The sequence below is a fragment of the Streptomyces melanosporofaciens genome, assembly GCF_900105695.1.
Classification (GTDB): domain Bacteria; phylum Actinomycetota; class Actinomycetes; order Streptomycetales; family Streptomycetaceae; genus Streptomyces; species Streptomyces antimycoticus.
Genome location: NZ_FNST01000002.1, coordinates 4,073,543 through 4,097,468 on the forward strand (window position 1 = coordinate 4,073,543; position 23,926 = coordinate 4,097,468).

Below are 23,926 nucleotides of genomic sequence, written 5' to 3' on the forward strand. Positions count from 1 at the left end.
GCGTGAGGGGAGAGCGCAGGACGTGACGACAGCCGGCGCACCTGCTCATAACGCTTCAGCGCACAACTACGGACGCGGTGCCACGGAGCCACCGGGCCCGAGGCACCATGGATGGATGCCGCGCGACGACGAAAACCCAGGAGCCGCCAAGGGCGCTCCCGGGGGCACGGGGCCGATCGGCGCCCTCGTCGGGCGCGCCGCCGAAGGGGATGAGCAGGCCACGCATGACCTGCTGGCCCTGGTCCATCCGCTGGCCCTGCGGTATTGCCGCACGAGGCTGTCCCGACTTCCGGGTGATGCCCGCCACTTCGTGGACGACCTGGCACAGGAGGTCTGTCTCGCGGTGCTGTGCGCGCTGCCGCGCTACCGCGACACCGGAAAGCCCTTCGAGGCGTTCGTCGTGGCCATCGCCTCCCACAAGGTCGCCGATCTGCAGCGGGCCGCCATGCGCCACCCGGGCTCCACGGCCGTCCCCTCGGACGAGATGCCGGAGCAGCCGGACGATTCGCTGGGGCCCGAGGAGCGGGCGCTGCTGAGCAGCGACGCGGAATGGGCCAAGAAGCTCTTGGCCAACCTTCCGGAGAACCAGCGCGAGCTGGTGCTGCTGAGGGTCGCGGTCGGGCTGACGGCGGAGGAGACCGGGCAGATGCTCGGCATGTCCCCCGGAGCGGTGCGGGTCGCCCAGCACCGGGCCCTGAGCAGGCTGCGCGCGCTCGCCGAGCAGTGAGCCGAGGGCTGCCGGTCCCCGGTCCCGCTCGTTACCTCGTTGTGCCTTCCGTATTCAGCAGCTCACTGAGAAGTTGTCCACAGGGCGGAATGAGGCACTCGGGGAGCCCGTTAGCATGGGAGTCCGCGCTGGGGCAAGACCATTTGGAAGGGTGTCATGACTGACAACGTCGACGGAGTGCCTGAGAAGTTCGCCATGCTCGGGCTGACGTACGACGACGTGCTGCTGCTGCCGGGCGCCTCCGAGGTGCTGCCGAACGCGGTCGACACCTCGTCCAGGGTCTCTCGGAATGTCCGGGTGAATGTGCCCCTGCTGTCCGCCGCCATGGACAAGGTCACCGAGTCCCGGATGGCCATCGCCATGGCCCGGCAGGGCGGGGTGGGCGTGCTCCACCGCAATCTGTCCATCGAGGACCAGGCCAACCAGGTCGACCTGGTCAAGCGCTCCGAGTCCGGCATGGTCACCGACCCGATCACGGTCCGGCCGGACGCCACGCTGCACGAGGCGGACGCGCTGTGCGCGAAGTTCCGCATCAGCGGTGTGCCGGTCACGGACGCGGTGGGCAAGCTGCTCGGCATCGTCACCAACCGTGACATGGCCTTCGAGGTCGACCGGGGCCGTCAGGTCCGCGAGGTCATGACCCCGATGCCGCTGGTCACCGGCAAGGTGGGGATCTCCGGCGAGGACGCGATGCAGCTGCTGCGCCGTCACAAGATCGAGAAGCTGCCGCTGGTCGACGACGCGGGCGTGCTCAAGGGCCTGATCACGGTCAAGGACTTCGTGAAGGCCGAGAAGTATCCCCACGCGGCGAAGGACGCGGGCGGCCGGCTGGTCGTGGGTGCCGCCGTCGGCGTCGGCGACGAGGCGTACGAGCGGGCGCAGGCGCTGGTGGAGGCCGGTGCCGACTTCCTGGTCGTGGACAGCGCGCACGGCCACAGCCGGGGCATCCTCGACATGATCGCCAAGGTCAAGTCCAATATCTCGGTCGATGTGGTGGGCGGCAATGTCGCCACCCGGGACGGCGCCCAGGCGCTGATCGACGCGGGGGTGGACGGGGTGAAGGTCGGCGTCGGCCCGGGCTCCATCTGCACCACGCGGGTGGTCGCGGGCATCGGCGTGCCGCAGGTGACGGCGATCTACGAAGCGGCGCGGGCCTGCCATGCGGCCGGGGTGCCGCTGATCGGCGACGGCGGTCTGCAGTACTCGGGCGATATCGCCAAGGCGATCGCCGCCGGTGCGGACACGGTGATGCTGGGCAGTCTGCTGGCCGGCTGTGAGGAGTCGCCGGGCGAGATGGTCTTCATCAGCGGCAAGCAGTTCAAGTCCTACCGGGGCATGGGTTCGCTGGGCGCGATGCAGACGCGCGGCCAGGCCCGCTCGTTCTCCAAGGACCGCTACTTCCAGGACAATGTGCTCTCCGAGGACAAGCTGGTCCCCGAGGGCATCGAGGGTCAGGTGCCCTACCGTGGTCCGCTGGCCTCGGTCGCGCACCAGCTCGTGGGCGGTCTGCGGGCGTCGATGGGCTATGTCGGCTCGGCCAATGTGGCGGAGCTGAAGGAGAAGGGCCGCTTCGTGCGGATCACCTCGGCGGGCCTCAAGGAGAGCCACCCGCACGACATCCAGATGACCACCGAGGCGCCGAACTACTCCGGCCGTTGACCCGCGCCGTTCACCCGGGCGACCCTGCGCAGGTCCGGGCAGGGATACTGGGACGGCTGTTCGTGAACAGGGAAAGGCACCCACGTGACTGAGATCGAGATCGGGCGCGGCAAGCGCGGCCGCAGGGCGTACGCGTTCGACGACATCGCCGTAGTGCCGAGTCGTCGCACCCGGGACCCCAAGGAGGTCTCGATCGCCTGGCAGATCGATGCCTACCGCTTCGAGCTGCCGTTCCTGGCCGCGCCGATGGACTCGGTGGTCTCGCCCCGCACCGCGATCCGCATCGGTGAGCTCGGCGGCCTCGGGGTGCTGAACCTGGAAGGGCTCTGGACCCGTTACGAGGACCCGGAGCCGCTGCTGGCGGAGATCGCCGAGCTGGACGAGGGCACCGCGACCACCCGGATGCAGGAGATCTACGCCGAGCCGATCAAGGAGGAGCTGATCGGCCAGCGCCTGAAGGAGGTGCGGGACGCGGGCGTGGTGACCGCCGCCGCCCTGTCCCCGCAGCGCACGGCGCAGTTCTCCAAGGCCGTGGTGGACGCGGGCGTCGACATCTTCGTGATCCGCGGGACCACGGTCTCCGCCGAGCATGTCTCCGGCGCCGCCGAGCCGCTCAACCTCAAGCAGTTCATCTATGAGCTGGACGTCCCGGTGATCGTGGGCGGCTGTGCCACCTACACGGCCGCGCTGCATCTGATGCGCACCGGCGCCGCCGGTGTGCTGGTGGGCTTCGGCGGTGGCGCCGCGCACACCACCCGCAATGTGCTGGGCATCCAGGTGCCGATGGCCACGGCGGTCGCCGATGTCGCCGCCGCCCGCCGGGACTACATGGACGAGTCCGGTGGCCGCTATGTGCATGTGATCGCCGATGGCGGCGTCGGCTGGAGCGGCGATCTGCCCAAGGCCGTCGCCTGCGGCGCGGACGCGGTGATGATGGGCTCCCCGCTGGCGCGGGCCACGGACGCACCGGGCCGCGGTCACCACTGGGGCATGGAGGCCGTGCACGACGAGGTGCCGCGCGGCAAGCGGATGAACCTGGGCACGGTGGGCTCCACCGAGGAGATCCTCCTCGGCCCCTCCTCCATCCCCGACGGTTCGATGAACTTCTTCGGTGCGCTGCGCCGGGCCATGGCCACGACCGGCTACTCGGAGCTCAAGGAGTTCCAGCGGGTCGAGGTCACGGTCGCCCCGTCGGCCCGCGACAAGAGCTGAGCCTGCTGCCGAGCGTTCCACAGGGGAAGGCCCCGACCGCGCCGCGGTCGGGGCCTTCCCCTGTCTTGCCTGTGTCGCTGTGTGCGCGTCGCGCGTGGGGTCAGCGGTTGCTGATCCGGTACGCGGTGCTGACCGCGGCGACCGGCGCGAGCGCCATGAAGATGTAGGTCAGCGCGTCCGAGTCTTCCTTCCACGACTTCCACAGGTCGCTGAAGTGGTCGAAGAAGATCTCGTTCGAGGAGAGCACCTGGCTGCTGGCGCCGCCACCGATCTTGTCGGCGTAGTTGCTCATCACATCGTGCAGGATCATCGCGTAGCCGTAGAGCTCACCGAGGAACACCGCGGCCAGAGCCAGCACCGCGCCGACCACCCACAGCCCCGTGTTGCGGCCGCCCAGCTTGGCGACCGCCAGACCGATGAGCGCACCGACGACCACACCGGCGTAGGCGAACTGCGTGACCTCCGGCGGGGTCTTGTCCGTGTCCGCCATCGCGCTCAGCAGGAACGCGTAGAGGAACGCGCCGACGAGAGTGGCCACGATGGCGGCACCCACCGCCAGCATCGGGTTGCCCGGGCGGCCGACCGGCGGCGCGGGCGGCGGGAAACCGCCGCCGTACTGCGGCTGGGGCTGCTGCGGCTGCTGGGGCGCCTGCGGGTAGCCGTAGCCCGGCTGCGGGGTGCCGTAGCCACCGGCCTGCTGGGGCGGGACGGGCTGCTGCGGGTAACCGCCGGGCTGCTGTGGGTAGCCACCGGGCTGCTGTGGCTGCTGCCAGTTCTGGCTCATGAGATTCCCCCGGGGATGAAGGTGTTGAGACCGCGTTCCGGGACAGCTGAGTTGATGAGCGGCTGCGGGCCGGGAACGCGGATGGAAACTATCGAGCCATAAAAGTAACAGGCAGGCATGACAACCAGACAAGTCGTGTCTGGCGTCCGTGACATGGCTGGGACCGGACGGAGACACGCCGGCCCGGCATATGCGGATTTCGTCGGCCGCTACTCGGTGATCCGCTTCGCGACGAGGTAACTCTCCGCGCCGGCCACGGCGTAGAAGGTGATGTCGTTGCGCCCCAGGATGTCATCGCGCCAGTGGTCCATGACCAGGCCGAAGTGCCCGATCAGGGCGTCCGCGGTGGGCCAGGAGCTCTCGTCCCCCATCAGTACCGCGACGCCGAGCAGTTGCGCCAGCGAGACGCCGACCACCGCGAGCGGTATGCCGATGAGCGCCAGCAGCGGTGCCCGGCCGCCCAGCTTGCCCAGCGCGGCGCCGGTCAACAGCCCGATGCACAGTGCCCAGTAGCCGACCTCCTGGCCGCGGTGGCCGATTTTCCCCTGGATGAAGCCGAAGACCAGCGCCCCGAGCAGTGCCGCCGCGATGCCCGCCGCGAGACCACGGGCCGGTCGTGGGGCCTGAGCTGCGGAGGGTCCGGACGCGATCATGACCGCAAGGTAGCAGTGGCATGGCCGTACGGTGGTGCGAATGACATCAGTGCCGGGACAGAATCCGGCATAAGCAATAATGTCAACTTATGGCGCAGAACAAGTCGTTCAATGGGCGTGACATGGGTATCGACCTCGGCACCGCCAACACACTGGTGTACGTACGGGGCAGGGGCATCGTGCTCAATGAGCCGTCGGTTGTGGCAGTGAACACAGCCGACGGCAGTGTGCTGTCGGTGGGTTCGGCGGCCAAGGAGACCATGGGGCGGACGCCGACGAACATCGTCGCCGTGCGCCCGCTGCGCGATGGAGTGATCGCCGATTTCGAGATCGCCGAGCGCATGCTGCGGTACTTCATCAAGAAGGTGATGGGCAGCCGCCGACTCGCCCGTCCCCGGGTGGTCGTCTGCGTGCCCTCCGGGATCACGGGCGTGGAGCGGCGCGCGGTGATGGAGGCCGTGACCCAGGCCGGGGCGCGTCAGGTGCATCTGGTCGAGGAGCCCATCGCGGCGGCGATCGGGGCGGGGCTGCCGGTGAGCGAGCCGACCGGCTGCATGGTCGTCGACATCGGCGGCGGTACGACGGAGGTCGCCGTGGTCTCGCTGGGCGGCATCGTCACCGCGCGGTCGGTGCGTACCGCGGGCGACTCCATGGACGTGGCCATCACCTCCTATGTGAAGAAGCAGTACGCGCTGGCGATCGGTGAGCGGACCGCCGAGGAGATCAAGGTCTCCATCGGGTCCGCCTCGCCCGCCGGGTCGCTGTCCGTGCCCCGGGTCTCGGAGGCCGTCCGGCGGCCCGAGCGGAATGTCGAGGTGTTCATCCCGGGCCAGAGCGAGGACCCCGAGGACACCCAGGCGCTGCTGCCGCCGGACCGCTGCACCATCCGCGGCCGCGACCAGGCGACCGGGCTGCCCAAGGTGCTCGAACTGACCGCGGACGAGGTGCGGCACGCGCTCTCCGAGCCGGTGGACAGCATCGTCGCGGCGGTGCGGTCCACGCTCGACGAGACCCCGCCCGAGCTGGCGGGCGACATCATGGACCGCGGCATCGTGCTGACCGGCGGCGGGGCCCTGCTGCGCGGTCTGGACGTACGGCTGGGGCGCGAGCTGAACATCCCCGTGCTGGTGGCCGACGACCCGCTGGACTGTGTCGCCATCGGCACCGGCCGCTGTGTGGAGGACTTCGCCTCACTGCGCACCGCGATGGACGCACGGGCTCGCAGGCCGGACACGGTGCGGGTGTGACGTCTCGCGGGCGGGCCGGGTGAGGGCGATGCTTTGGGGCCGCCGCGTATTGATGTGACGCCCCGGGCGGGCCCCGCAGGGGTCCCCGGGGCCGGGGTCTCCCAAGGCCCCTCCCCGGGCCGGGGGTCTTGAGCGTGCGGCATCGTCCCCGGCGTGGTGGGGTGGTGACACCGCGTCGGTCCCGTGCGGCGCGGGCGGACGGCAGACGCGGGCGTCGAGGTGGTGGTCGTGGGGAGCGGCAGGACGTATGGGCGGGCGGTCGTCGCGGCCGTCACCACGATCCTGGTCGCGATCACTTCCGTACCGGCGACGCCCACCGGGCCCGCCGAGGCCGTGGGCCCGGCGCCCGGCCGCGGGACGTACGACGTCACCACGGCGCAGGGCCCGTCGCGTTCGTACGGCGCCGGCACAGCTCAGGGCCCGTCGCGGGCGTACGGCGCCACCACGCCACACAGCCCGTCGCGTTCGTACCCCGTGTCCGTCGAACTGGCCTCCCTGACCCCCGCGGTGATCCGCCAGGGCGGTGAGCTGAGGATCAGTGGGCGGGTCACCAATACCTCCGGGCGGCGTCTCGGTCCCGCGCATATCGGGGTGCGGATCGGGGCGTCCGGCGCGTTCGACACCCGCGGCGCGCTCTCCACCGTGGCCCGCCGCACGCCCCTGACCCGGGCCGACGGCCCCGAGGTGGCCGGCCGCACGGCCCGCCTCGCCGCGCTGCCGACCGGCGCCGAGCGCGGCTTCCGGCTCACCGTGCCCGTCCCCGATCTGGAGCTGGACGACGCCGGGGCGTACGCGCTCACCGTGAACGTCGTCCGCGAGGGCGGCGCCGGTGCCGGGACCGTGCTCGGGCTGACCCGCACCCATCTGTCCGCGTACCCCGACGCCACGCGGCTGGAGCCGCTGCGCACCACCGTGCTGTGGCCGGTCCTGGACGCCCCGCGGATGGAGGCGCTGACCCTGCGCACCCAGGACAGCGTGCTGCCGGTCTTCCGCGACGACGAGCTGACCGCCGCCTTCGGGCCGGGCGGGCGGCTGCGGCGGCTGGTGGAGATGGGCAAGGGGCAGCCGGTCACCTGGGTCCTCGATCCGGATCTGATCGTCCAGGCGCGGGCCATGGCGGCCGGGTACCGGGTGGCCCGTACGCCCGGCGACAGCGATCCGCAGGAGGCCACCGAGGGGGAGGGCGGCGAGGCGGCGGCGGACTGGCTGGCCGCGCTCCGTGCGGCGGTCCGGGGCCGGGAGGTGATCGCGCTGCCGTATGCGGACCCGGATCTGGCCTCGCTCGCCCGCGGCGGCGGCGCCCCGCTCGCCGGGCTGCTGCGCCGGGCCTCCCGCACCGGCCGGAGCGTGGTGGACCGGGCGCTGGGCGTCCACGCGCGCACCGGTGTGGGCTGGCCCGCGGGCGGTGAGCTGGACGACGGGATCGCCCGGTACGCCAAGGAGCTCGGCCTGGACACGGTGCTCGCCTCCGGTGCCGGGGTGGCCTCCGAGGGTGAGCTGGTCTCCGAAGGGGCCACCGACGACGGCGCCGTCTCGCTCGAGGGCGGGACGACCGCGCTGCGCTACGACGCGGCGATCGCCGCCCAGCTCTTCGCGAGCCATCCGGCCGCGGGCGCCGCCGGTGAGCCCGTCCGGCTGCTGCTGCGGCAGCGGCTGCTGGCCGAGACGCTGACGGCCGCGCGGGAGCTGCCGTACGCCCGGCGCGAGCTGGTGATGGTGCCCCCGCGCCGGATGCCGCTCGCGGTCGCCCGGGTGCTGCTCACGGTGGTGGCCGAGGGCCGGAAGGCGGGGTGGCTGGAACCGGCCGGGTTCACGGCCGCGCTGCGCAAGCCCACGGCGGGGCGGCTGCGGGGCTTCGACGGCTATCCGCTGGCCCGGCACGCCTCCGAGCTGCCGCCCGCCCGGCTCGCGGCGGTGGTCCGGGACCGGCGGCGGATGCGCGCCCTGGCCAAGGTGCTGTCGGACGCGCGGGCCACCGCCGCGTCCGTCCGGGCCGCGCTGGCCCGCTCCGTCGCGACCGCCTGGCGCGCCGACCCGTCGGGCGCCGCCTCGTACCAGCAAGGGGTGTCCCGCTATCTGACCGCCTCGATCGCGTCGGTGCGGCTGGTGCCGAAGTCCATGGTGGTGGTGGCCGGAGGCTCGGCGACCATCCCGGTCACCGTCGACAACGGGCTGCAGCAGGACCTCACCGGAGTGGAGCTGCGGGTCCTCTCCAGCCGCCCCGAGCGGCTGAACGCCCGGGACCGCGCGATGCCGGTCCGGGCGTCACGGGCGGTGAGCCGTACGGTGCGGATCCGGGTGAAGGCGTACGCGAACGGCCCGGTCCGGCTGACCGCCCAGCTCTACACCACCGCCGACGGACTGCCCTGGGGCGCGCCGATGACGTTCACGGCGGATGTGCGGTCGGTGCCGTCGGGCGCGGTGATCTTCGTGCTGGGCGGGACGGCGCTGATCGTGCTGGCGGCCGCGTTCCGGCCGCGGCGTGCGCGGCGGCGTTGACGAAGCGAGGGTCGGGGCTGGTCAGAGCCGGTGCGCCGTCCCCGCAGGACCCGCGCCCCGGGTGTCCAGCAGCAGCTGGGCCTTCACCGCGAGTCCCTGCAGGTCGTACGTGCGGTGGGGCTGCAGCAGGACGGTCAGGTCGGCGTCGGCCGCCGCCTCGTACACCGAGTCGGCGCGCTCCACCTGGCGCCCCAGCACCCGCCACCGCGCCACGTAGGGGTCGTGGTAGCTGAGCCGGGCGCCCAGCTCGATCAGCCGGGAGGCGATCTCCCGGGCGGGCGAGCCCTCCGCGTCGGCGACGTCGGCCTTGTAGCCGACGCCCAGCAGCAGGACGTGCGCGCCGCGCGCCGACTTCCCGTACTCGTTGAGCAGGGCCGTGCAGCGGCGGGTGACATAGCCCGGCATCCGCCCGTTGACCTGCTGCGCGAGCTCCACCATGCGCAGCGGGAGGCCGAGGCCGCGCTGCTGGTCGGCCATATGGCCATGGTCGACCGGCACGCCGTGGCCGCCGACGCCGGGGCCCGGGCGGAAGGACTGGAAGCCGAACGGCTTGGTCTCGGCGCAGCGGACCACGTCCCACACATCGACGCCGAGGTCATGGCAGTACACCGCCATCTCGTTGACCAGGGCGATGTTGACGTGCCGGTAATTGGTCTCCAGGACCTTGACGGTCTCGGCCTCGCGGGTGCCGCGGGCCCGGACGACCTTTTCGGTGAAGCGGCCGTAGAAGGCGGCGGCCGCCTCGGTGCAGGCGGGGGTGAGGCCGCCGATGACCTTGGGTGTGTTGGCGGGGCCGTGGGCGCGGTTGCCCGGGTCGTGGCGGCAGGGGGAGTAGGCGAGGTGGAAGTCGCGCCCGGCCCGCAGCCCGGATCCCTCCTCGAGAAGCGGACGGAGGAATTCCTCGGTGGTGCCGGGGTACACGGTCGATTCCAGCAGAACGGTGGTGTGCGGACGCAGCCGCGCCGCGAGCGTACGGGCCGCCTCGCCGACCGCCGACAGATCCAGTCTGCGGTCGTCCCCGAGCGGGGTCGGGGCGCAGATCACGGCGGTGCGGACGCGGCCGAGCTCGGCGGGGTCGGCGGTGATCCGGAAGCCCTGGGAGGCCATCCGGCGCAGCTCGGCGGCGGACAGCCGGCCCTCACCGCCCGAGCCGGCGGGCAGCCGTCCGGACCGGAGGTCGGCGGCGGCGCGCGGATCGGGGTCGTAGCCGACGGTACGGACACCGGCGGCGGTGGCGGCCTGGGCGAGAGGAATACCGAGATGACCGAGTCCGATGACGGCGAGATCTGCGGGCATGACGTCGTGTCGTCCTTCCCGGGACGATGTCGGATGGCGCAAACCCCCCACAGACAGACTAAGCGGAAATATGACTCGTATTCAGTATTGATGGGAGGTGTTGGCGCGGTGTCGTGGCGGTGGGCGCGGCAGCGGCATGGCACGGAGGAGCGAAAGCCAGGAAAATCGGCAGGGCGGCGTGACGTCGATCGCAACGGGAGGCAGCGGTGAAGACACCGGCACTGGGACCGGCCGAGCGCGGCGAGGCGCTGGCCCGGATGGCGGACCGTGAGCTCGATGTGCTGGTCGTGGGCGGTGGAGTGGTCGGCGCGGGCACCGCGCTGGACGCCGCCACGCGCGGCCTGGAGACCGCTCTGGTCGAGTCACGGGACTGGGCCTGCGGGACCTCCAGCCGGTCCAGCAAGCTGATCCACGGCGGACTGCGCTATCTGGAGATGCTCGACTTCGCACTGGTGCGCGAGGCGCTCAAGGAGCGCGGACTGCTGCTGGAGCGGATCGCACCGCACCTGGTCAAACCGGTGCCGTTCCTGTATCCGCTGCAGCACCGGGCCTGGGAGCGGCTCTACGCGGGATCGGGCGTCGCGCTCTACGACGCCATGTCGATCTCCTCCGGGCACGGCCGCGGACTGCCCGCCCACCGCCATCTGTCCCGTCGGCGGGCGCTGCAGGTCGCCCCCTGCCTCAAGAAGGACGCGCTGGTCGGGGCGCTGCAGTACTACGACGCCCAGATGGACGACGCGCGCTATGTCGCCACCCTCGTGCGCACGGCGGCGAAATACGGCGCCCAGGTGGCCAACCGCGCGCGGGTGGTCGGCTTCCTGAGGGAGGGCGAGCGCGTGGTCGGCGCCCGGGTGCACGATCTGGAGCAGGGCGGTGAGTTCGAGGTCCGCGCCCGGCAGGTGGTCAACGCCACCGGGGTGTGGACGGATGAGACGCAGGCGCTGATCGGGGAGCGCGGGCAGTTCCATGTCCGGGCCTCCAAGGGCATCCACCTGGTCGTTCCCAAGGACCGCATCCACTCCACGACCGGGCTGATCCTGCGCACCGAGAAGAGCGTGCTGTTCGTGATCCCCTGGGGTAGGCACTGGATCGTCGGCACCACGGACACCGACTGGGACCTGGACAAGGCCCATCCGGCCGCCTCCAGCGCCGATATCGACTATCTGCTGGAGCATGTCAACGAGGTCCTCGCGGTGCCGCTGACCCGCGACGACGTGGAGGGCGTCTACGCCGGGCTGCGCCCGCTGCTGGCCGGGGAGTCGGACGCCACCAGCAAGCTCTCGCGCGAGCACACGGTGGCCCATCCGGTGCCGGGCCTGGTGGTGGTCGCGGGCGGTAAATACACCACGTACCGGGTGATGGCCAAGGACGCCGTGGACGAGGCGGTGCACGGCCTCGACCGCCGGGTCGGGCCCTGCGTCACCGAGGAGATCCCGCTGGTCGGCGCCGTCGGCTACAAGGCGCTGTGGAACGCCCGGGAGCGGATCGGCCGGCAGGCCGGGCTGCATGCGGCGCGGATCGAGCATCTGCTCAACCGCTACGGTTCGGCTGCGCAGGAGGTGCTGGACCTGATCGCGGCCGACCCGTCGCTGGGGAAGCCGCTCGCCGGGGCGGAGGACTACCTACGCGCCGAGATCGTCTACGCCGTCTCCCACGAGGGGGCCCGCCATCTGGACGACGTCCTCACCCGCCGCACCCGCATCTCGATCGAGACCTTCGACCGCGGTACGCGCTGCGCCCGCGAGGCGGCCGAGCTGATGGCGCCCGTGCTGGGCTGGGGCCAGGACCAGACCGACCGGGAGGTCGAGCACTACGAGAAGCGGGTGGAGGCCGAGCGCGAGTCCCAGCGTCAGCCGGACGATCTGACGGCGGACGCGGCGAGGCTGGGTGCGCCGGACGTCATCCCGCTGTAGGAGGCGCGTGATCCCGCTGTGGGAGATCGGCGTCTTACCGGCGATCGGTGAATTGCCGGCGATCGGTGTACTACCGATGATCGGTGTCGTACCGATGATCGGTGTCGTACCGGCGATCGGTGTCTTACCGGGGAGGGCAGAACTCGGCCTCGAGGAGAGACGTTTCGGCGGCCAGCCCGGATGCGGCCGTGCTGTTGAGCCGGTAGGCGAGGGTGTGGCGGCCGTCGGGGGTGGCCACGGCCAGCGCGTAGGAGCCGTTGATCTCGCCGTTGTGGCCCCACAGCGTCACCCCGCACGACAGCCGCACCGGGAAAAGACCCATGCCGTACTGGCCGTCGGAGGCGGAGGTGTCCCGCATCTGCCGCAGCTCGGCCCGGGGCACGACCGTGCCGCGCAGCAGTCCGGAGAGGAGATGGCTCAGATCGTCGAGCGTGGAGACCAGCTCGCCCGCGGCCCCCGCGTAGGAGGGGTTGAGGTCGGTGACATCGCGTCGGGCGCCGTCGCCCCGGGCCCCGCTGTCCCGTGTGTACGCGCGGCCGTGCGGGGCCGGGAGGGTGGTGCGGGTGCCGGGGAAGGAGGTGCCGTGCAGGCGCAGGGGGCCGAGCACCTCGCGCCGGGCCTCGTCCGCGTAGGAGCGGCCGGTGACCTGCTGCACGACCATGCCCAGCAGCACGTAGTTGGTGTTGGAATAGCGCCATTTCACCCCGGGCGCGAAGTACGGGCGGTGGGTGAGGGCGGTCCGCACCAGGGAGGCGGGGGTGCGGGTGCGGTCGGCCGCGGCGGAGAGCTGACGCGCCAGTACCGGATCCTCGGTGTAGTCGAACAGCCCGCTGGTGTGGTTCAGAAGCTGACGAACCGTGATGTTCCGGCCGTCGTTGCCGTGGCCGCGCACCAGGCCGGGAAGGTGCTCCTCCACCGGGTCGTCCAGGCCGAGTCGCCCCTGTGCGGTCAGCCGCAGGGCCACCGCCGCGATGACGGTCTTGGTGAGGCTGCCCGCCCGGAAGTGGTCACTCCGGTGGATCCGGCGCCCGGTGCGGACGTCCGCGACCCCCGACGCGATGAACCGTGTGCCCCCGCCCTCCCGGCGGATGAGCACCGCCGCTCCCGGCGCGTCGCCCTGCGCCGCCAGCCGGCGTACGGCGCTGCGCACGGCGCCGCCATGACCACCGCCCGCGCCCGCACTCGCCCGCGGGTCCGCGTCCCGGCCCGCTTCCGTGGCCGCCGTTCCGCAGCCGGACAGGGCGAGTCCGAGGGCGGCCGTGAGCGCCACGGCGGTCGGCATACGGCTCCGCCTGTGCCATCGTATGGCGGAGATGGGCATGACACGGACCTCCGTTTCCTGCGTACCTCCAGATGGTCGCAGGTACCGCGGCGGCCGCCACGCCGCGCCCCGGACCCCCGGCGGTTCCGGGTCCGCGGATGAGAGACAATGGACGCTCTCCCAGGGTGGGTTCAGGGTGGGTAGATTCGCAGAGGGGTCGCATGTCGGAGGCTGAGAAGACGCAGGGTTCGACTGGGCGCCTCCTCGCCGGGCGGTACCGGCTCGGGGAGATCCTCGGTCAGGGCGGCATGGGCACGGTCTGGCGTGCGAGTGACCAGACCCTCGGCCGTACGGTCGCGGTCAAGGAGCTGCGCTTCCCGTCCAGCGTGGAGGAGGACGAGAAGAGACGGCTCATCACCCGCACGCTGCGCGAGGCGAAGGCGATCGCCCGGATCCGCAGCAACGGCGCCGTCACCGTCTATGACGTGGTCGACGAGGACGACCGCCCGTGGATCGTCATGGAGCTCATCGAGGGGCGTTCGCTCGCCGATGTCGTCCGCGACGACGGCCCGCTGACCCCGCGGCGCGCCGCCGAGGTCGGGCTCGCCGTCCTCGATGTGCTGCGCGCCGCCCACCAGGCGGGCATCCTGCACCGCGATGTGAAGCCCTCCAACGTGCTGATCTCCGACGACGGCCGGGTCGTCCTCACCGACTTCGGCATCGCCCAGGTCGAGGGCGACCCCTCGGTGACCTCGACCGGCATGCTCGTCGGCGCGCCCTCCTACATCTCCCCGGAGCGGGCCCGCGGCCAGAAGCCGGGTCCGCCGGCCGACCTGTGGTCGCTGGGCGGGCTGCTGTACGCGGCGGTGGAGGGTGTGCCGCCGTACGACAAGAGCACGGCCATAGCGACATTGACCGCCGTGATGACCGAGCCGGTGGAGCCGCCGAAGAACGCGGGCCCGCTGGAGGAGGTCATCTACGGTCTGCTCACCAAGGACCCGGCCCGGCGGCTCGACGACGCCGGGGCGCGGGCGCTGCTGGAGCACGCGGTGAGCGCCCCCGAGGAGACCAAGGTCCCCGCCGACGCGACCCGCACGATGAGCCTGCCGCCCGCCCCGATGGAGGACGAGGCCGACGCCGAGGCCAAGGAGTCGGCCGTCTCGGAACGCAGGCGCGGTGCGCTGAAGTCCGTGCGCAACGCGGCGGCCGCGGCGGCCACGAAGAAGGCGGACAGCGGGAGCGCGGCGGAGCCGGCGAAGTCGGCGAAGTCGGCGAAGTCGGCGGAGAAGTCCGGTGCTTCCGGGGCCGCGAAGTCCGGAGCGGCGAAGTCCGGCGCGGCGGCGAAGGCCGAGCCGGCCGCCGCGACGCCCGAGGGCGCGCCGGCCCCGCGGCCCGCCGCACCGCCGCGCGCCTCGATCACCGATGTGGTCCCCAGGCGCACGCTGATCATCATCGCGGTGGTCGTGGTGCTCGCCATCGTGGGCACCGTGCTCGCCGTCGTCCTGAGCGACGGCGGAGACGGTGGCGACAAGGCCAAGGGCTCCTCCGGCGGCGACAAGTCCACCTCCGCCGGGGCCTCGGGCGGCGCCAAGGACGACCAGGGCGCCGACAAGGCCGGCCAGTCGGAGGGCGAGTCGCCGAAGGCGGGGGACTCCGGCGGAAAGTCGGGCTCGCAGCCCGGCACGGACGCCTCCGAGAGCTCGGACGACAACTCGGGCAAGGGCGGCGGCGGAAGCGGCGACGACAGCGGTAAGGGCAAGGGCGGCGGCGGTAAGGGCGGTCTGCCCGACGGCTACCAGACCGTGAAGTCCTCCGACTTCCCGTTCAGCATGGCCATGCCGGAGGGCTGGTCGGTCCACTCCGGGAGCTATGCCGGAAGCCGTAAGTACTACGGCGGGTCCAGCATTCCGCGTATCCAGATCGACTTCACCAACGCGCCGAGGTCGGACGCGGAGGCGGACTGGCGCAAGGGCGAGGACAACGCCCGGCGCACCATGGCCGGCTACAAGGGCCTCGGCATCAAGTCGATCGACTGGCGCGGCTATCCGACCGTCGCGGACTGGCAGTTCGAGCGCGATCAGGATGGCAAGCGGGTCCGGGTGCTCAACCGCGGCTTCAAGGCGGACGGCAGCCATGGCTTCGCCATACTGATCACCTGCGAGGCGAGCAAGTGGAACGACAAGGAGTGCGCCACACTCCGGCAGACCGCCTTCGACACCTTCAAGATTACGGACTGAACACTCCTGTCGGCGAAGCGTCGTTCGGGCACGTATCGTGAGAGGCCCTAGACTGTGCGCAGCCGCTGGAACCCGCCAAAAACGACCACATTTGACGGTTTCCCGCTGCGCTGATCGCTGATGAGGGCGGCGTTGATCGCGCGCTTGGGGAGGCGTCGTGGAGGAGTACGCGGGCCGGGTGCTGGCCGACCGCTATCGCCTGCCCCTTCCGCCCGCCGATGAGTACGAACTCATCGAGACCCGCGCCTTCGACACCTACAGCGGCCAGGAAGTCCATCTGCGGCAGATACCGCTGCCGGAGGTCGTCGACGCCGAAGTCGTCGAAGAGGACGCGCGGTGGGGCGGTGGCGGGCCCTCGGGGCGGAACGGCACTTTCGCCGGTGCCGGGCGTACGGCCCGGGGCGGCGGAGATCCGGCCGTCCGGCGCGCCATCGCAGCGGCGACGTCCGCCGCGCAGATCCCCGACCATCCGCGGCTCGGCCAGGTCTTCCATGTCTTCGCGGAGGCCGGAAGCCTGTGGATCGTCAGCGAACTGGTCTCCGGCCGCCCGCTGGCCGCGCTGCTGGCGGAGGGCACGCTGTCCCCGCACCGTGCCGCCGAGGTCGCCAACGACATCCTTACGGCGCTGGGCGCGCTGCACGCCCATGGCTGGGTCCACCGCAACATCACCGCCCGTACGGTGCTGTTGTGCGACGACGGCCGCGCGATGCTCATGGGGCTGGCGGCGGGCGCTGCGGAAGAGGCGCTGTGCGGCTACGACCCCGTCCCGGCGCCCGCGTCCTCACCGTCGGCCGAAGCCGCCGCCGTGGAGGAGCCCCGGCCGGATGAGGCCCCGGCCGCCCTGCCGCAGGGCCCGACGGGCTCCGGCGATCAGCCGGACCGGCCCCAGGACCAGGGCGGGCGAGGAGACGAAGGGCGCGCCGCCATCCCCGGGGCCCGTACGGGAGAGGGCGACGAGGCGCGGCCGCAGGGCGGCCCGCACTACCGGGACCAGGGTGCCGCCGGAGGTTTCCTGCCCCCGGACGGCCCTTACGGTGGCCATGAACCGGCGGGGACGGGTTCCCGGCCCGACGCCGAGGGCCGGGAGCACGGCGGCCACGGCACGGAGGCGGTCCTGCCCGAGCCACGGACGCCTTACGGCGACCACGGGGCGGCGGAGCCGCGTTCGGGGCCCGGCCCCAGCGGCCCGGTGTACCGGGATCAGGTGACGTTCGGTCCGGGCACTGGCGGGCCCATGGCTCCCTACCGGGACCAAGGGGCCGCCGGTGGCCTGCCCGGACCGCGCCGGGCGGGGCAGCCGGGAAGCAGAGAGGGCGAACCGGGGGGCGCCGGTGCCGACGCGCCGAGCGCGGCCGCCCGGGCCGCGCGGGCCAGCGCCATCGCCGCCTACGCGGCGGGCGCGCGAGCCGCCGCGCGGGCCAACGTCGAGGCGGCCACCCGCTCCCCGCACACCCCCGAGCCCGCCCCCGCGGCCGCGCCCGAGCCGGAGCCGGAGACCGGCGGCGCCCGATGGCCCGGTCAGCCGGACCGTGAGGAGAGCGCCCAGCCGGCCGCCTCCGAAGGCGGCGGCTCCTGGGACACCGGCGGCCCCGCGGTCGGCGGCCCCGCCACCGCGCTCGCCGCCGAACGGGCCCGCCAGGCCCGCATCGTCGTGGTCGGCGCCGTCACCGAGCGGTGGGCACCCGAGCAGGCGGGACCGGTCCATGAGAACTGGCGGCTGGCACCCCCGGTCGGCCCCGCCGCCGATCTGTGGGCGCTCGGCGCGCTGCTGTTCCGCGCGGTGCAGGGCCATGCCCCGTACCCGGAGGAGAGCGCCGCCGAGCTGGTGCAGATGGTCTGCGGCGAGGCGCCCGCGTACGCGGAGGAATGCGGTCCGCTGCGCCCCGTCGTCGAGTCGCTGATGCGCCAGGACCCCACCGAGCGCCCGGAGTTCGAGGAGCTGCGCGGCTGGCTGCGGTCCCTGATCCGGTCGGCGCCCGAGCCGGACGTCGGCAGCAGCACGGTCACGGTGCCGTCGCTCGGCGCGGGCGGGGCGTCCGACCCCCGGCGGCTGCCGATCGTCCGCAGGCGGGGCTGGCTGGTGCGCAGGGGCCGGGGCCGCCGCCCTGCCGCCGCGGCCGACGCGGCGGCAGGGCACGCCCGGCACCGGCGCGACAAGCGGGAGAAGAGGGAGGCCCGGGCGCCCCGGGAGACTCGGGCACCCCGGCCGCCCCGGCCGCCCCGGCCTCCCCGGGAGAACACGGAGACCCGGCAGGCCCCGGTGCCCGCCCAGCGCAAGCCGCGCAGGCTGGGGCGGATGCTGTTGCTGCTGATCTTCCTGGCGCTGGCGGCGGCGGTGGTCTACGCGATGATGTTCATGCCGCGCGCCAAGGACGACGAAGGCCAGGGGCGTACGGATTCGTCCGCTACGCCGAGCGCGGCGCCGCACGACCCCGCGGACGGCGAGGGCGACAAGGGCGAGGCCGGAAAGCCGGCCGACCCCGGCGACCAGGAGCCGCAGTCCACCGACCCGGCCGGACTGGCGAAGGGCTTCGCCGTCCGCAAGGATCCCAAGGGCTTCAAGGTCGCCGTCCACGAGGACTGGACCCGCCGGGGCGAGAACGGCCGCGGCCAGATCCGCTACATCGGCGGCGACTTCGAGCTGGTGGTCGTGGCCGGACGGGACAAGATGTCCGAGTTCGGCGGCGACCCGATGGCGTACCAGCAGGACCGCGAGGCCGAACTGTCCGCCTTCCGTGGCTCCTCCTGGGCCTCGTCCTCGGGGCTGCGGCGGATCGACGTGGGCCGGACGGCGATGGCGGAGGGCTCGTTCAGCTGGCGCGACAGCAGCGGGCGGAACGTGTACGCGCGCAATCTCGCGATGCTGATCGACGGCCGCTACCACGTGGTCCTGGTCATCGGCCCGTCCGACGAGCGCGGCGCGGTCAACCGCTACTTCGAGCAGGCCACGGCCACGTACAGCACGACCAACGGCTAGGGCGGCACGCCCGACGGCTAGGGCGGCACGCCCGACGGCTAGGGCTCAGACGTCGTCCCGGTCCTGGGCTTCTTCGCCTGCCGCCCGGGCGCCGCCGTGCTCCGCGAACCGCGCCCGCAGCCGGTACTTGAGCACCTTACGGAGCGTCTCATTGCGCGGCAGGGCGTCCACCACTTCGAGCCGCTCCGGCAGCTTGTGCACCGACAGCCCCGCCTCACGCAGATACGACACCGCCCGGCCGAGCGTCAGCGCCTCCGCCCCCGCAGGCTGCTCCACCACCGCGCAGACCAGCTCGCCCCGGGCCGGGTCGGGCAGGCCGATCACCGCCGCATCACCCACGTCCGGGTGCTGGTACAGCAGCTGCTCGATCTCCTTGGCCGAGATGTTCTCGCCCTTGCGGATGATGATGTCCTTGGCGCGGCCGGTCAGCACCAGATGGCCGCTGTCGGTGAGATGGCCGAGGTCGCCGGTAAGGAAGAAGCCGTCCGCGTCGAACGCCTTACGGGTCTCGGCGTCGTCCAGATATCCGGCGCAGACCGCCTCGCCGCGCAGCCCCACCTGGCCGTCCACCACCCGGATCTCCATCTCCCGGGGCGGCCGGCCCTCGGTGGTGGCGAGGTTATCGTCCGTGTCGTCCGGCGTCCCCATGGTGATCATGGGGACTTCGGTCATTCCGTAGCCATGGGTGAGCGTGCAGCCCAGCTCCCGTACGACCTCGTAGTAGAGCTCCGGCGGTTTGGGCGCGCCGCCGCCCGCGAGGAGCCGCAGGGTCGGGATGAGCTTGCGCGAGGGGTCCTTGCGCTGTTCGGCCAGGAACATCGAGTAGAAGGCGGTACTGCCGCCCGCGACCGTCACCCCGTGCCGCCGGTAGGCGGGCAGCGACTCCGGCAGGGAGAAGTGCTCCAGCAGCACGGCCGGGAAGCCGTACAGCAGCAGCATCACGGTGTAGTCCGGCCCGGCGACATGGGCGTACGGGAAGGCCATGGACCCCACGTCGTCCGGGCCGAGCCGCAGCGCGTGGGCGAGGCAGGCACCGGCGGCGATGAGGCTGCGGTCGGTGTGCAGCACGCCCTTGGGGTCGGAGGTGGTGCCCGAGGTCCAGTAGATCCAGCGGACGGCCCGCCCGTCGGTGGGCGGCGGCGGCAGCCGCAGGGCCTGGGGGTCGGCCACCGGCAGGGTGTCGTACGCCTCGAAGACCAGCGGCGGTTCGGGCAGTTCGGCGGCCAGGCGCCGGGCCATCGCGGTGTGGTCGAAGCCGCGCCAGCGGCCGGGCACGGCGAAGAACCGCGCCCCGGACTCCCGGAGCGCGAACCGCACCTCGCGGTCGCGGTAGTAGGGGATCAACGGGGTCTGCACGGCGCCGAGGCGGGCGAGCGCCATGGTCAGCACGACCGTCTCGATCCGGGTGGGCAGCTGCCAGGCGACCCGGCTGCCGGGGCGTATCCCCATCCGGTACAGCCCGGCGGCGGTCCGCTCGGCGCGGGTGCGCAGGGCGCCGAAGGTCAGCCGCCGGTCATGGCGGGCGGCGGCGCCGGCCTGCAGCAGGGCGGGGGCGTCGGGGGTGAGCGCGGCGCGCCGTTCGAGCAGTTCCCACAGTGTCGCCGAACTGCCGAGCTCATGCGCTTCTTGCGCGACGTCGGTCATGCCGGCCTCCCGTGGAACTCTTCCGGAACCGTTCGAGGCGAATCGCGTGATCGTGGCCCGGGAGCCCGGGAGCCCGGGAGCCCGGTAGCCCGGTAGCTGAACCGCGCGCCGACCCGGCCCGACCCGGTTGGACCCGGCTGGGCTATAACTGACGTTCCATCAGATAGTGGGGGAAGCGTAAGGGCATGCGCCTTGTCGGTCCAGGGGGTGCGGACTAGCCTGCGGATGTCCACCTTGTCTGACGACCCATCAGAAAGAGAGGTCGGCCGCTGATGGATCTCGCCTTCACGGAGGATGAGGAGGACTTCCGGCACCGGCTGCGCGCCTGGCTCGCCGACGCCCTGCCCATGTTGCCAAACCGCCCGCATCCGGCCGACTGGCCCGGGCGCCGCGCCTATGACTGCGGCTGGCAGCGCATGCTCCACGACGCGGGCTATGCCGGGCTGCACTGGCCCAGGGACGCGGGCGGCCAGGGCGCGACGCCCACCCAGCATCTGATCTTCCTGGAGGAGACCGAACGGGCCGGTGCGCCCTATGTGGGCGCGGGCTTCGTCGGACTGCTGCACGCGGGCCCCACCATCGCCGCCGAGGGCACCCCCGAGCAGCGGGCCCGCTGGCTGCCGCCGATCCTGCGTGGGGACGAGGTCTGGTGCCAGGGGTTCTCCGAACCGGACGCCGGTTCCGACCTGGCGTCGCTGCGCACCCGGGCGGTGCGGGACGGCGATACGTATGTCGTCAGCGGAAGCAAGATCTGGACCTCGCACGCCGAGATCGCCGACTGGTGCGAACTATTGGTGCGCACCGCGCCGATAAACGCCGACACGCCCAAGCACCGGGGCATCACCTGGCTGGCGATGCCGATGGACGCGCCCGGGGTGACGGTTCGGCCGCTGCGCACCCTCGCCGGGACGGCGGAGTTCGCCGAGGTGTTCCTGGACGAGGTGCGGGTGCCGGTCGGCCATCGGGTCGGGGAGGAGAACGACGGCTGGCGGGTGACCATGGTGACCCTCTCCTTCGAGCGCGGTACGGCCTTTGTGGGCGAAGTGGTCGCCTGCCGACGGGTGCTGGAGGCGCTGGCCCGCACGGCGAAGGCCAACGGGCGCTGGGACGACGCGGTGCTGCGGCGCCGGTTGGGGCGGCTCGCGGCGGAGTGCGCGGCGCTGTGGCGGCTCACCCAGTGGAATGTGAGCGAGGCACAGCGCACCGGCGGGGTGCCGGGCGTCGGCGGCTCGGTCTTCAAACTGCGCTTCTCGCAGGTGCGGCAGGAGCTGTACGAGGCGGCCGCCGAGGTGCTGGGGCCGGACGCGCTGGACGCCGGTCAGGAGTGGGTCGCGGACCGGCTCTCGTCGCTCTCGTACACGATCGCGGCGGGGACCTCGCAGATTCAGCGGAACATCGTGGCCGAGCGGATCCTCGGCCTGCCGAAGGGACGGTGAACGGGGCCGTGGACTTCCAGCTCACCGACGACCAGCGGGCGCTGCGGGCGGGGATGCGCGAGCTGCTGGAACGGCGCTTTCCGCGGACCCGGCTGCGGGCGGTGGTGGACGGGGACGCGGAGCGGGGTGCGGAGTTGGACCGGGCGCTGTGGCGGGAGCTGGGCGCGGCGGGGCTCTTCGCGCTGCGGGTGCCGGAGTCGGCGGGCGGGGTGGGGCTGGGGCTGCCGGAGGCGGTGCTGGCCTTCGAGGAGGCGGGCCGGGCGCTGCTGCCGGGACCGCTGGTCGCGACGGAACTGGCGGCGGGGCTTTCGGGGCTTTGGGCGGTGGGGGGTGCGGTGCCGGGGTCGTTGGAGGCGAGGCTTTCGGGGTTGGCGGCAGGTGCTGTTCAGGGCGAGACGGTGGTGACGGCGCTGGACGAGGAGGGGGCGCGTACGCCGGTGGAGCATCTGGCCTCCGCCGACGCGGTGCTGGCGCTGGGGCCGACGGCGGTCGAGCTGATCCCGGCGGCGGAGGTGGCGCGTGCGGCGGAGCCGATACGGTCCGTTGACCCGGCCACCCCGCTGCACCGGACGGCGCCGAACCGAACCCGGCAGGACCAGGCGGGGCCGGGTCGTTCGGGGATCGCCGCCCGGCTGCGCCGCGAGGCGGCGCTGCTGACCGCGGCACAACAGCTCGGCAGCGCCTCCCGAACGGTCGGGCTCGCGGTGGACCACGCCAAGCGGCGCACCCAGTTCGGCCGGCCGATCGGCGCCTTCCAGGCCGTACAGCATCTGTGTGCCCAGATGCTGGTACGTGCGGAATCATCCAGAAGTGTGGTGTATGCGGCGGCGGTCACAGAAGACCCGGGTGACATCGCGGCCGCCAAGCTGCTCGCCGATGAGGCCGCTGTCCACAATGCCCGTGATTGTCTGCAAGTCCATGGCGGGATGGGCTTCACCTGGGAGGCGGATGTCCATCTGCATCTCAAGCGGGCCTGGGTGCGGGCAGGTCAGTGGCAGTGTGCGGCGGCGGCGGAGGAGGAACTTGCCGCCGGGCTCGTGTCGACCGTTGAAAGATGTTTGTAGCCGAGCTCGATGGATACGCCTGAATTGTTGGGATGTCGCATTCTCTGGGGAGATCCCCAGAGCGTCTGAGGTGACCGAGCGTTGATACCAGGTTGTTTCCTAGGCGTGACTCGTCACAGGGGGGAGTCGGGCCCGGGCTCGGGTACTCTCCGTGGGGTGCGAGCGCTTATGGGGTGCAAGAAGCCCGGCGTTGCCCATGGGGCGATTCCGGGCATGCCGACGTGCCCCGCTCGCACGGGGTATGCGACGCCTGAGCTTCGGTGTTCGAGTCCTCAGGACGTGTGTCGCACAGTATGCCCCACGCATACTCCTTGGCGCTGGAATATGACCGAAGCGCTTGTTGGGGTGACTGTACGTCAACCATGCTGTCGCGCAAGTCTCCCAGCGGTAGCTGGGGGAGTGTCACGGTCCGTGACCTCTTGGAGGTACAAGGCGATGTGTGTGCCGGTTCGGATGGTGTGAGCAGTGCAGGTGCTTCAGGCGCAGATGGAGGTCCGGCCCGATCCGGCGGAGGTGAGCCGTGCCCGTAGGTGGGCCCGTTCGCGGCTCGTCGGATCAGGGATCGGAGCCGACGAGCCGCTCGCTGAGACGTTGATTCTGCTCATTTCCGAACTTGTCACCAACGCCGTGGTGCACACCGGCTGTCCGGCCGTGCTGCGGATGCTCTTCCCCGCCCAGTCGACGGGCGGCGGGGCCGGCGGGAACGGGAACGGCGGCGGTGTCGGCGGGGGCGGGGCCCCAGGGCCGTTCGTGAGCCGGGGTCCGGGTCTGGGAACGGTCCGGGTCGAGGTCGCCGACGTCAGCGACCGCGCGCCGCGCCAGCGCTGTGCCGATGAGGAGGACACCCATGGGCGCGGTCTGGAGCTGGTCGACGGCCTCGCCGACCGATGGGGCTGGCAGCCGGAGGGCTCCGGCAAGCGGATCTGGTGTGAAATCGACCGCGCGAAGGGCGAGGAGCCGCTTTCCAAGAGGCGAGCGGCCTCTCATGCGCCGTCACACATGGGACGAACCAGACAAAGTCCAGACCAGGTGTTGACGTAACGTGTTCGGTTGATCACTCTAGGATCAGCGATTCGTCGCGAGGGGACGCCGAGGGCTGTGGTGTCTTCGTGAGCCCTGTGCTCACGGTGACGTTCCTTGGCGAGTGCGGGTCGCGCCCCCGCTGCTGAACCAGGGCTCAGCGTCGGGAGTCGGGTGGCGGTGCGCGGTGCCGTGCTCGGGGCGCGCATGAGCGCACCGCCGCCCGAGAAGATCGACCCGCCGTCCCCTTCTGGGCCCGACGTGGGCCGCCCGGTGCGCGCGTTGGAGACGCCAAGG

Annotated in this window: 16 protein-coding genes; 11 read left to right on the top strand and 5 right to left on the bottom strand. The window is 72.3% G+C overall.

The window, feature by feature from the left end; translation table 11 throughout:
* The first annotated feature begins 115 nt into the window (after positions 1-115).
* The 3 genes from BLV72_RS20325 to BLV72_RS20335 all read left to right on the top strand — a co-directional run bounded on the left by BLV72_RS20325 (position 116) and on the right by BLV72_RS20335 (position 3,598).
* On the top strand, positions 116-727 hold the full coding sequence (locus BLV72_RS20325) for a sigma-70 family RNA polymerase sigma factor (RefSeq protein WP_093463921.1): 612 nt from the start codon (positions 116-118) through the stop codon (positions 725-727).
* Between the two features lie 156 nt (positions 728-883).
* Positions 884-2,386 (top strand): IMP dehydrogenase, encoded by a 1,503-nt coding sequence (guaB, locus tag BLV72_RS20330; protein WP_014054235.1) that lies wholly within the window; start codon positions 884-886, stop codon positions 2,384-2,386.
* Between the two features lie 84 nt (positions 2,387-2,470).
* Positions 2,471-3,598 carry a GuaB3 family IMP dehydrogenase-related protein gene (locus BLV72_RS20335; RefSeq protein ID WP_059148916.1) on the top strand — a complete coding sequence of 376 codons (1,128 nt, stop codon included), beginning with the start codon at positions 2,471-2,473 and terminating at the stop codon, positions 3,596-3,598.
* 100 nt (positions 3,599-3,698) lie between these two features.
* On the opposite strand, the gene BLV72_RS20340 is transcribed toward BLV72_RS20335, so the two are convergent.
* Positions 3,699-4,382, bottom strand: a complete 684-nt coding sequence (locus BLV72_RS20340; protein ID WP_093463923.1) for a hypothetical protein — start codon at positions 4,380-4,382, stop codon at positions 3,699-3,701.
* Positions 4,383-4,591: 209 nt separating this feature from the next.
* Positions 4,592-5,035, bottom strand: a complete 444-nt coding sequence (locus BLV72_RS20345) for a hypothetical protein (RefSeq protein ID WP_093463924.1) — start codon at positions 5,033-5,035, stop codon at positions 4,592-4,594.
* An 89-nt stretch (positions 5,036-5,124) separates the two neighbouring features.
* Between BLV72_RS20345 and BLV72_RS20350 the strand changes: the two genes are divergently transcribed.
* Positions 5,125-6,282 carry a rod shape-determining protein gene (locus BLV72_RS20350; RefSeq protein ID WP_093463926.1) on the top strand — a complete coding sequence of 386 codons (1,158 nt, stop codon included), beginning with the start codon at positions 5,125-5,127 and terminating at the stop codon, positions 6,280-6,282.
* Positions 6,283-6,510: 228 nt separating this feature from the next.
* Positions 6,511-8,781, top strand: a complete 2,271-nt coding sequence (locus BLV72_RS20355; RefSeq protein WP_093470447.1) for a DUF6049 family protein — start codon at positions 6,511-6,513, stop codon at positions 8,779-8,781.
* 21 nt (positions 8,782-8,802) lie between these two features.
* Here BLV72_RS20355 and BLV72_RS20360 read toward each other — a convergent pair whose 3' ends face one another.
* Positions 8,803-10,077 (bottom strand): nucleotide sugar dehydrogenase, encoded by a 1,275-nt coding sequence (locus BLV72_RS20360; RefSeq protein ID WP_093463928.1) that lies wholly within the window; start codon positions 10,075-10,077, stop codon positions 8,803-8,805.
* A gap of 206 nt (positions 10,078-10,283) precedes the next feature.
* On the opposite strand from BLV72_RS20360, the gene BLV72_RS20365 reads away from it, so the two are divergent.
* Positions 10,284-11,990 carry a glycerol-3-phosphate dehydrogenase/oxidase gene (locus BLV72_RS20365; protein ID WP_093463929.1) on the top strand — a complete coding sequence of 569 codons (1,707 nt, stop codon included), beginning with the start codon at positions 10,284-10,286 and terminating at the stop codon, positions 11,988-11,990.
* A gap of 124 nt (positions 11,991-12,114) precedes the next feature.
* Here the strand turns inward: BLV72_RS20365 and BLV72_RS20370 are convergent, their stop codons facing one another.
* Complete coding sequence (locus BLV72_RS20370; protein WP_244320870.1) at positions 12,115-13,272, bottom strand: serine hydrolase domain-containing protein; 1,158 nt, start codon at positions 13,270-13,272, stop codon at positions 12,115-12,117.
* Between the two features lie 200 nt (positions 13,273-13,472).
* On the opposite strand from BLV72_RS20370, the gene BLV72_RS20375 reads away from it, so the two are divergent.
* Positions 13,473-15,488 (top strand): serine/threonine-protein kinase, encoded by a 2,016-nt coding sequence (locus BLV72_RS20375; RefSeq protein WP_093463932.1) that lies wholly within the window; start codon positions 13,473-13,475, stop codon positions 15,486-15,488.
* 157 nt (positions 15,489-15,645) lie between these two features.
* Positions 15,646-18,465, top strand: a complete 2,820-nt coding sequence (locus BLV72_RS20380) for a protein kinase (protein WP_093463934.1) — start codon at positions 15,646-15,648, stop codon at positions 18,463-18,465.
* 45 nt (positions 18,466-18,510) lie between these two features.
* Here BLV72_RS20380 and BLV72_RS20385 read toward each other — a convergent pair whose 3' ends face one another.
* Complete coding sequence (locus BLV72_RS20385; protein ID WP_093463935.1) at positions 18,511-20,109, bottom strand: AMP-binding protein; 1,599 nt, start codon at positions 20,107-20,109, stop codon at positions 18,511-18,513.
* Positions 20,110-20,381: 272 nt separating this feature from the next.
* On the opposite strand from BLV72_RS20385, the gene BLV72_RS20390 reads away from it, so the two are divergent.
* The 3 genes from BLV72_RS20390 (at position 20,382) to BLV72_RS20400 (ending at position 23,650) form a co-directional block, all read left to right on the top strand.
* Positions 20,382-21,545, top strand: a complete 1,164-nt coding sequence (locus BLV72_RS20390; protein WP_093463937.1) for an acyl-CoA dehydrogenase family protein — start codon at positions 20,382-20,384, stop codon at positions 21,543-21,545.
* An 8-nt stretch (positions 21,546-21,553) separates the two neighbouring features.
* Complete coding sequence (locus BLV72_RS20395) at positions 21,554-22,609, top strand: acyl-CoA dehydrogenase family protein (RefSeq protein WP_093470448.1); 1,056 nt, start codon at positions 21,554-21,556, stop codon at positions 22,607-22,609.
* 465 nt (positions 22,610-23,074) lie between these two features.
* Positions 23,075-23,650 carry an ATP-binding protein gene (locus BLV72_RS20400; RefSeq protein ID WP_093463938.1) on the top strand — a complete coding sequence of 192 codons (576 nt, stop codon included), beginning with the start codon at positions 23,075-23,077 and terminating at the stop codon, positions 23,648-23,650.
* The last annotated feature ends 276 nt before the right edge of the window (positions 23,651-23,926 follow it).

Bases quoted from the DNA above. Each gene is read 5' to 3' on its own strand.
- BLV72_RS20325 (WP_093463921.1), top strand. From the start codon at position 116: ATGCCGCGCGACGACGAAAACCCAGGAGCCGCCAAGGGCGCTCCCGGG.
- guaB (WP_014054235.1), top strand. From the start codon at position 884: ATGACTGACAACGTCGACGGAGTGCCTGAGAAGTTCGCCATGCTCGGG.
- BLV72_RS20340 (WP_093463923.1), bottom strand. From the start codon at position 4,382: ATGAGCCAGAACTGGCAGCAGCCACAGCAGCCCGGTGGCTACCCACAG.
- BLV72_RS20345 (WP_093463924.1), bottom strand. From the start codon at position 5,035: ATGATCGCGTCCGGACCCTCCGCAGCTCAGGCCCCACGACCGGCCCGT.
- BLV72_RS20350 (WP_093463926.1), top strand. From the start codon at position 5,125: ATGGCGCAGAACAAGTCGTTCAATGGGCGTGACATGGGTATCGACCTC.
- BLV72_RS20360 (WP_093463928.1), bottom strand. From the start codon at position 10,077: ATGCCCGCAGATCTCGCCGTCATCGGACTCGGTCATCTCGGTATTCCT.
- BLV72_RS20370 (WP_244320870.1), bottom strand. From the start codon at position 13,272: ATGCCGACCGCCGTGGCGCTCACGGCCGCCCTCGGACTCGCCCTGTCC.
- BLV72_RS20375 (WP_093463932.1), top strand. From the start codon at position 13,473: ATGTCGGAGGCTGAGAAGACGCAGGGTTCGACTGGGCGCCTCCTCGCC.
- BLV72_RS20385 (WP_093463935.1), bottom strand. From the start codon at position 20,109: ATGACCGACGTCGCGCAAGAAGCGCATGAGCTCGGCAGTTCGGCGACA.
- BLV72_RS20390 (WP_093463937.1), top strand. From the start codon at position 20,382: ATGGATCTCGCCTTCACGGAGGATGAGGAGGACTTCCGGCACCGGCTG.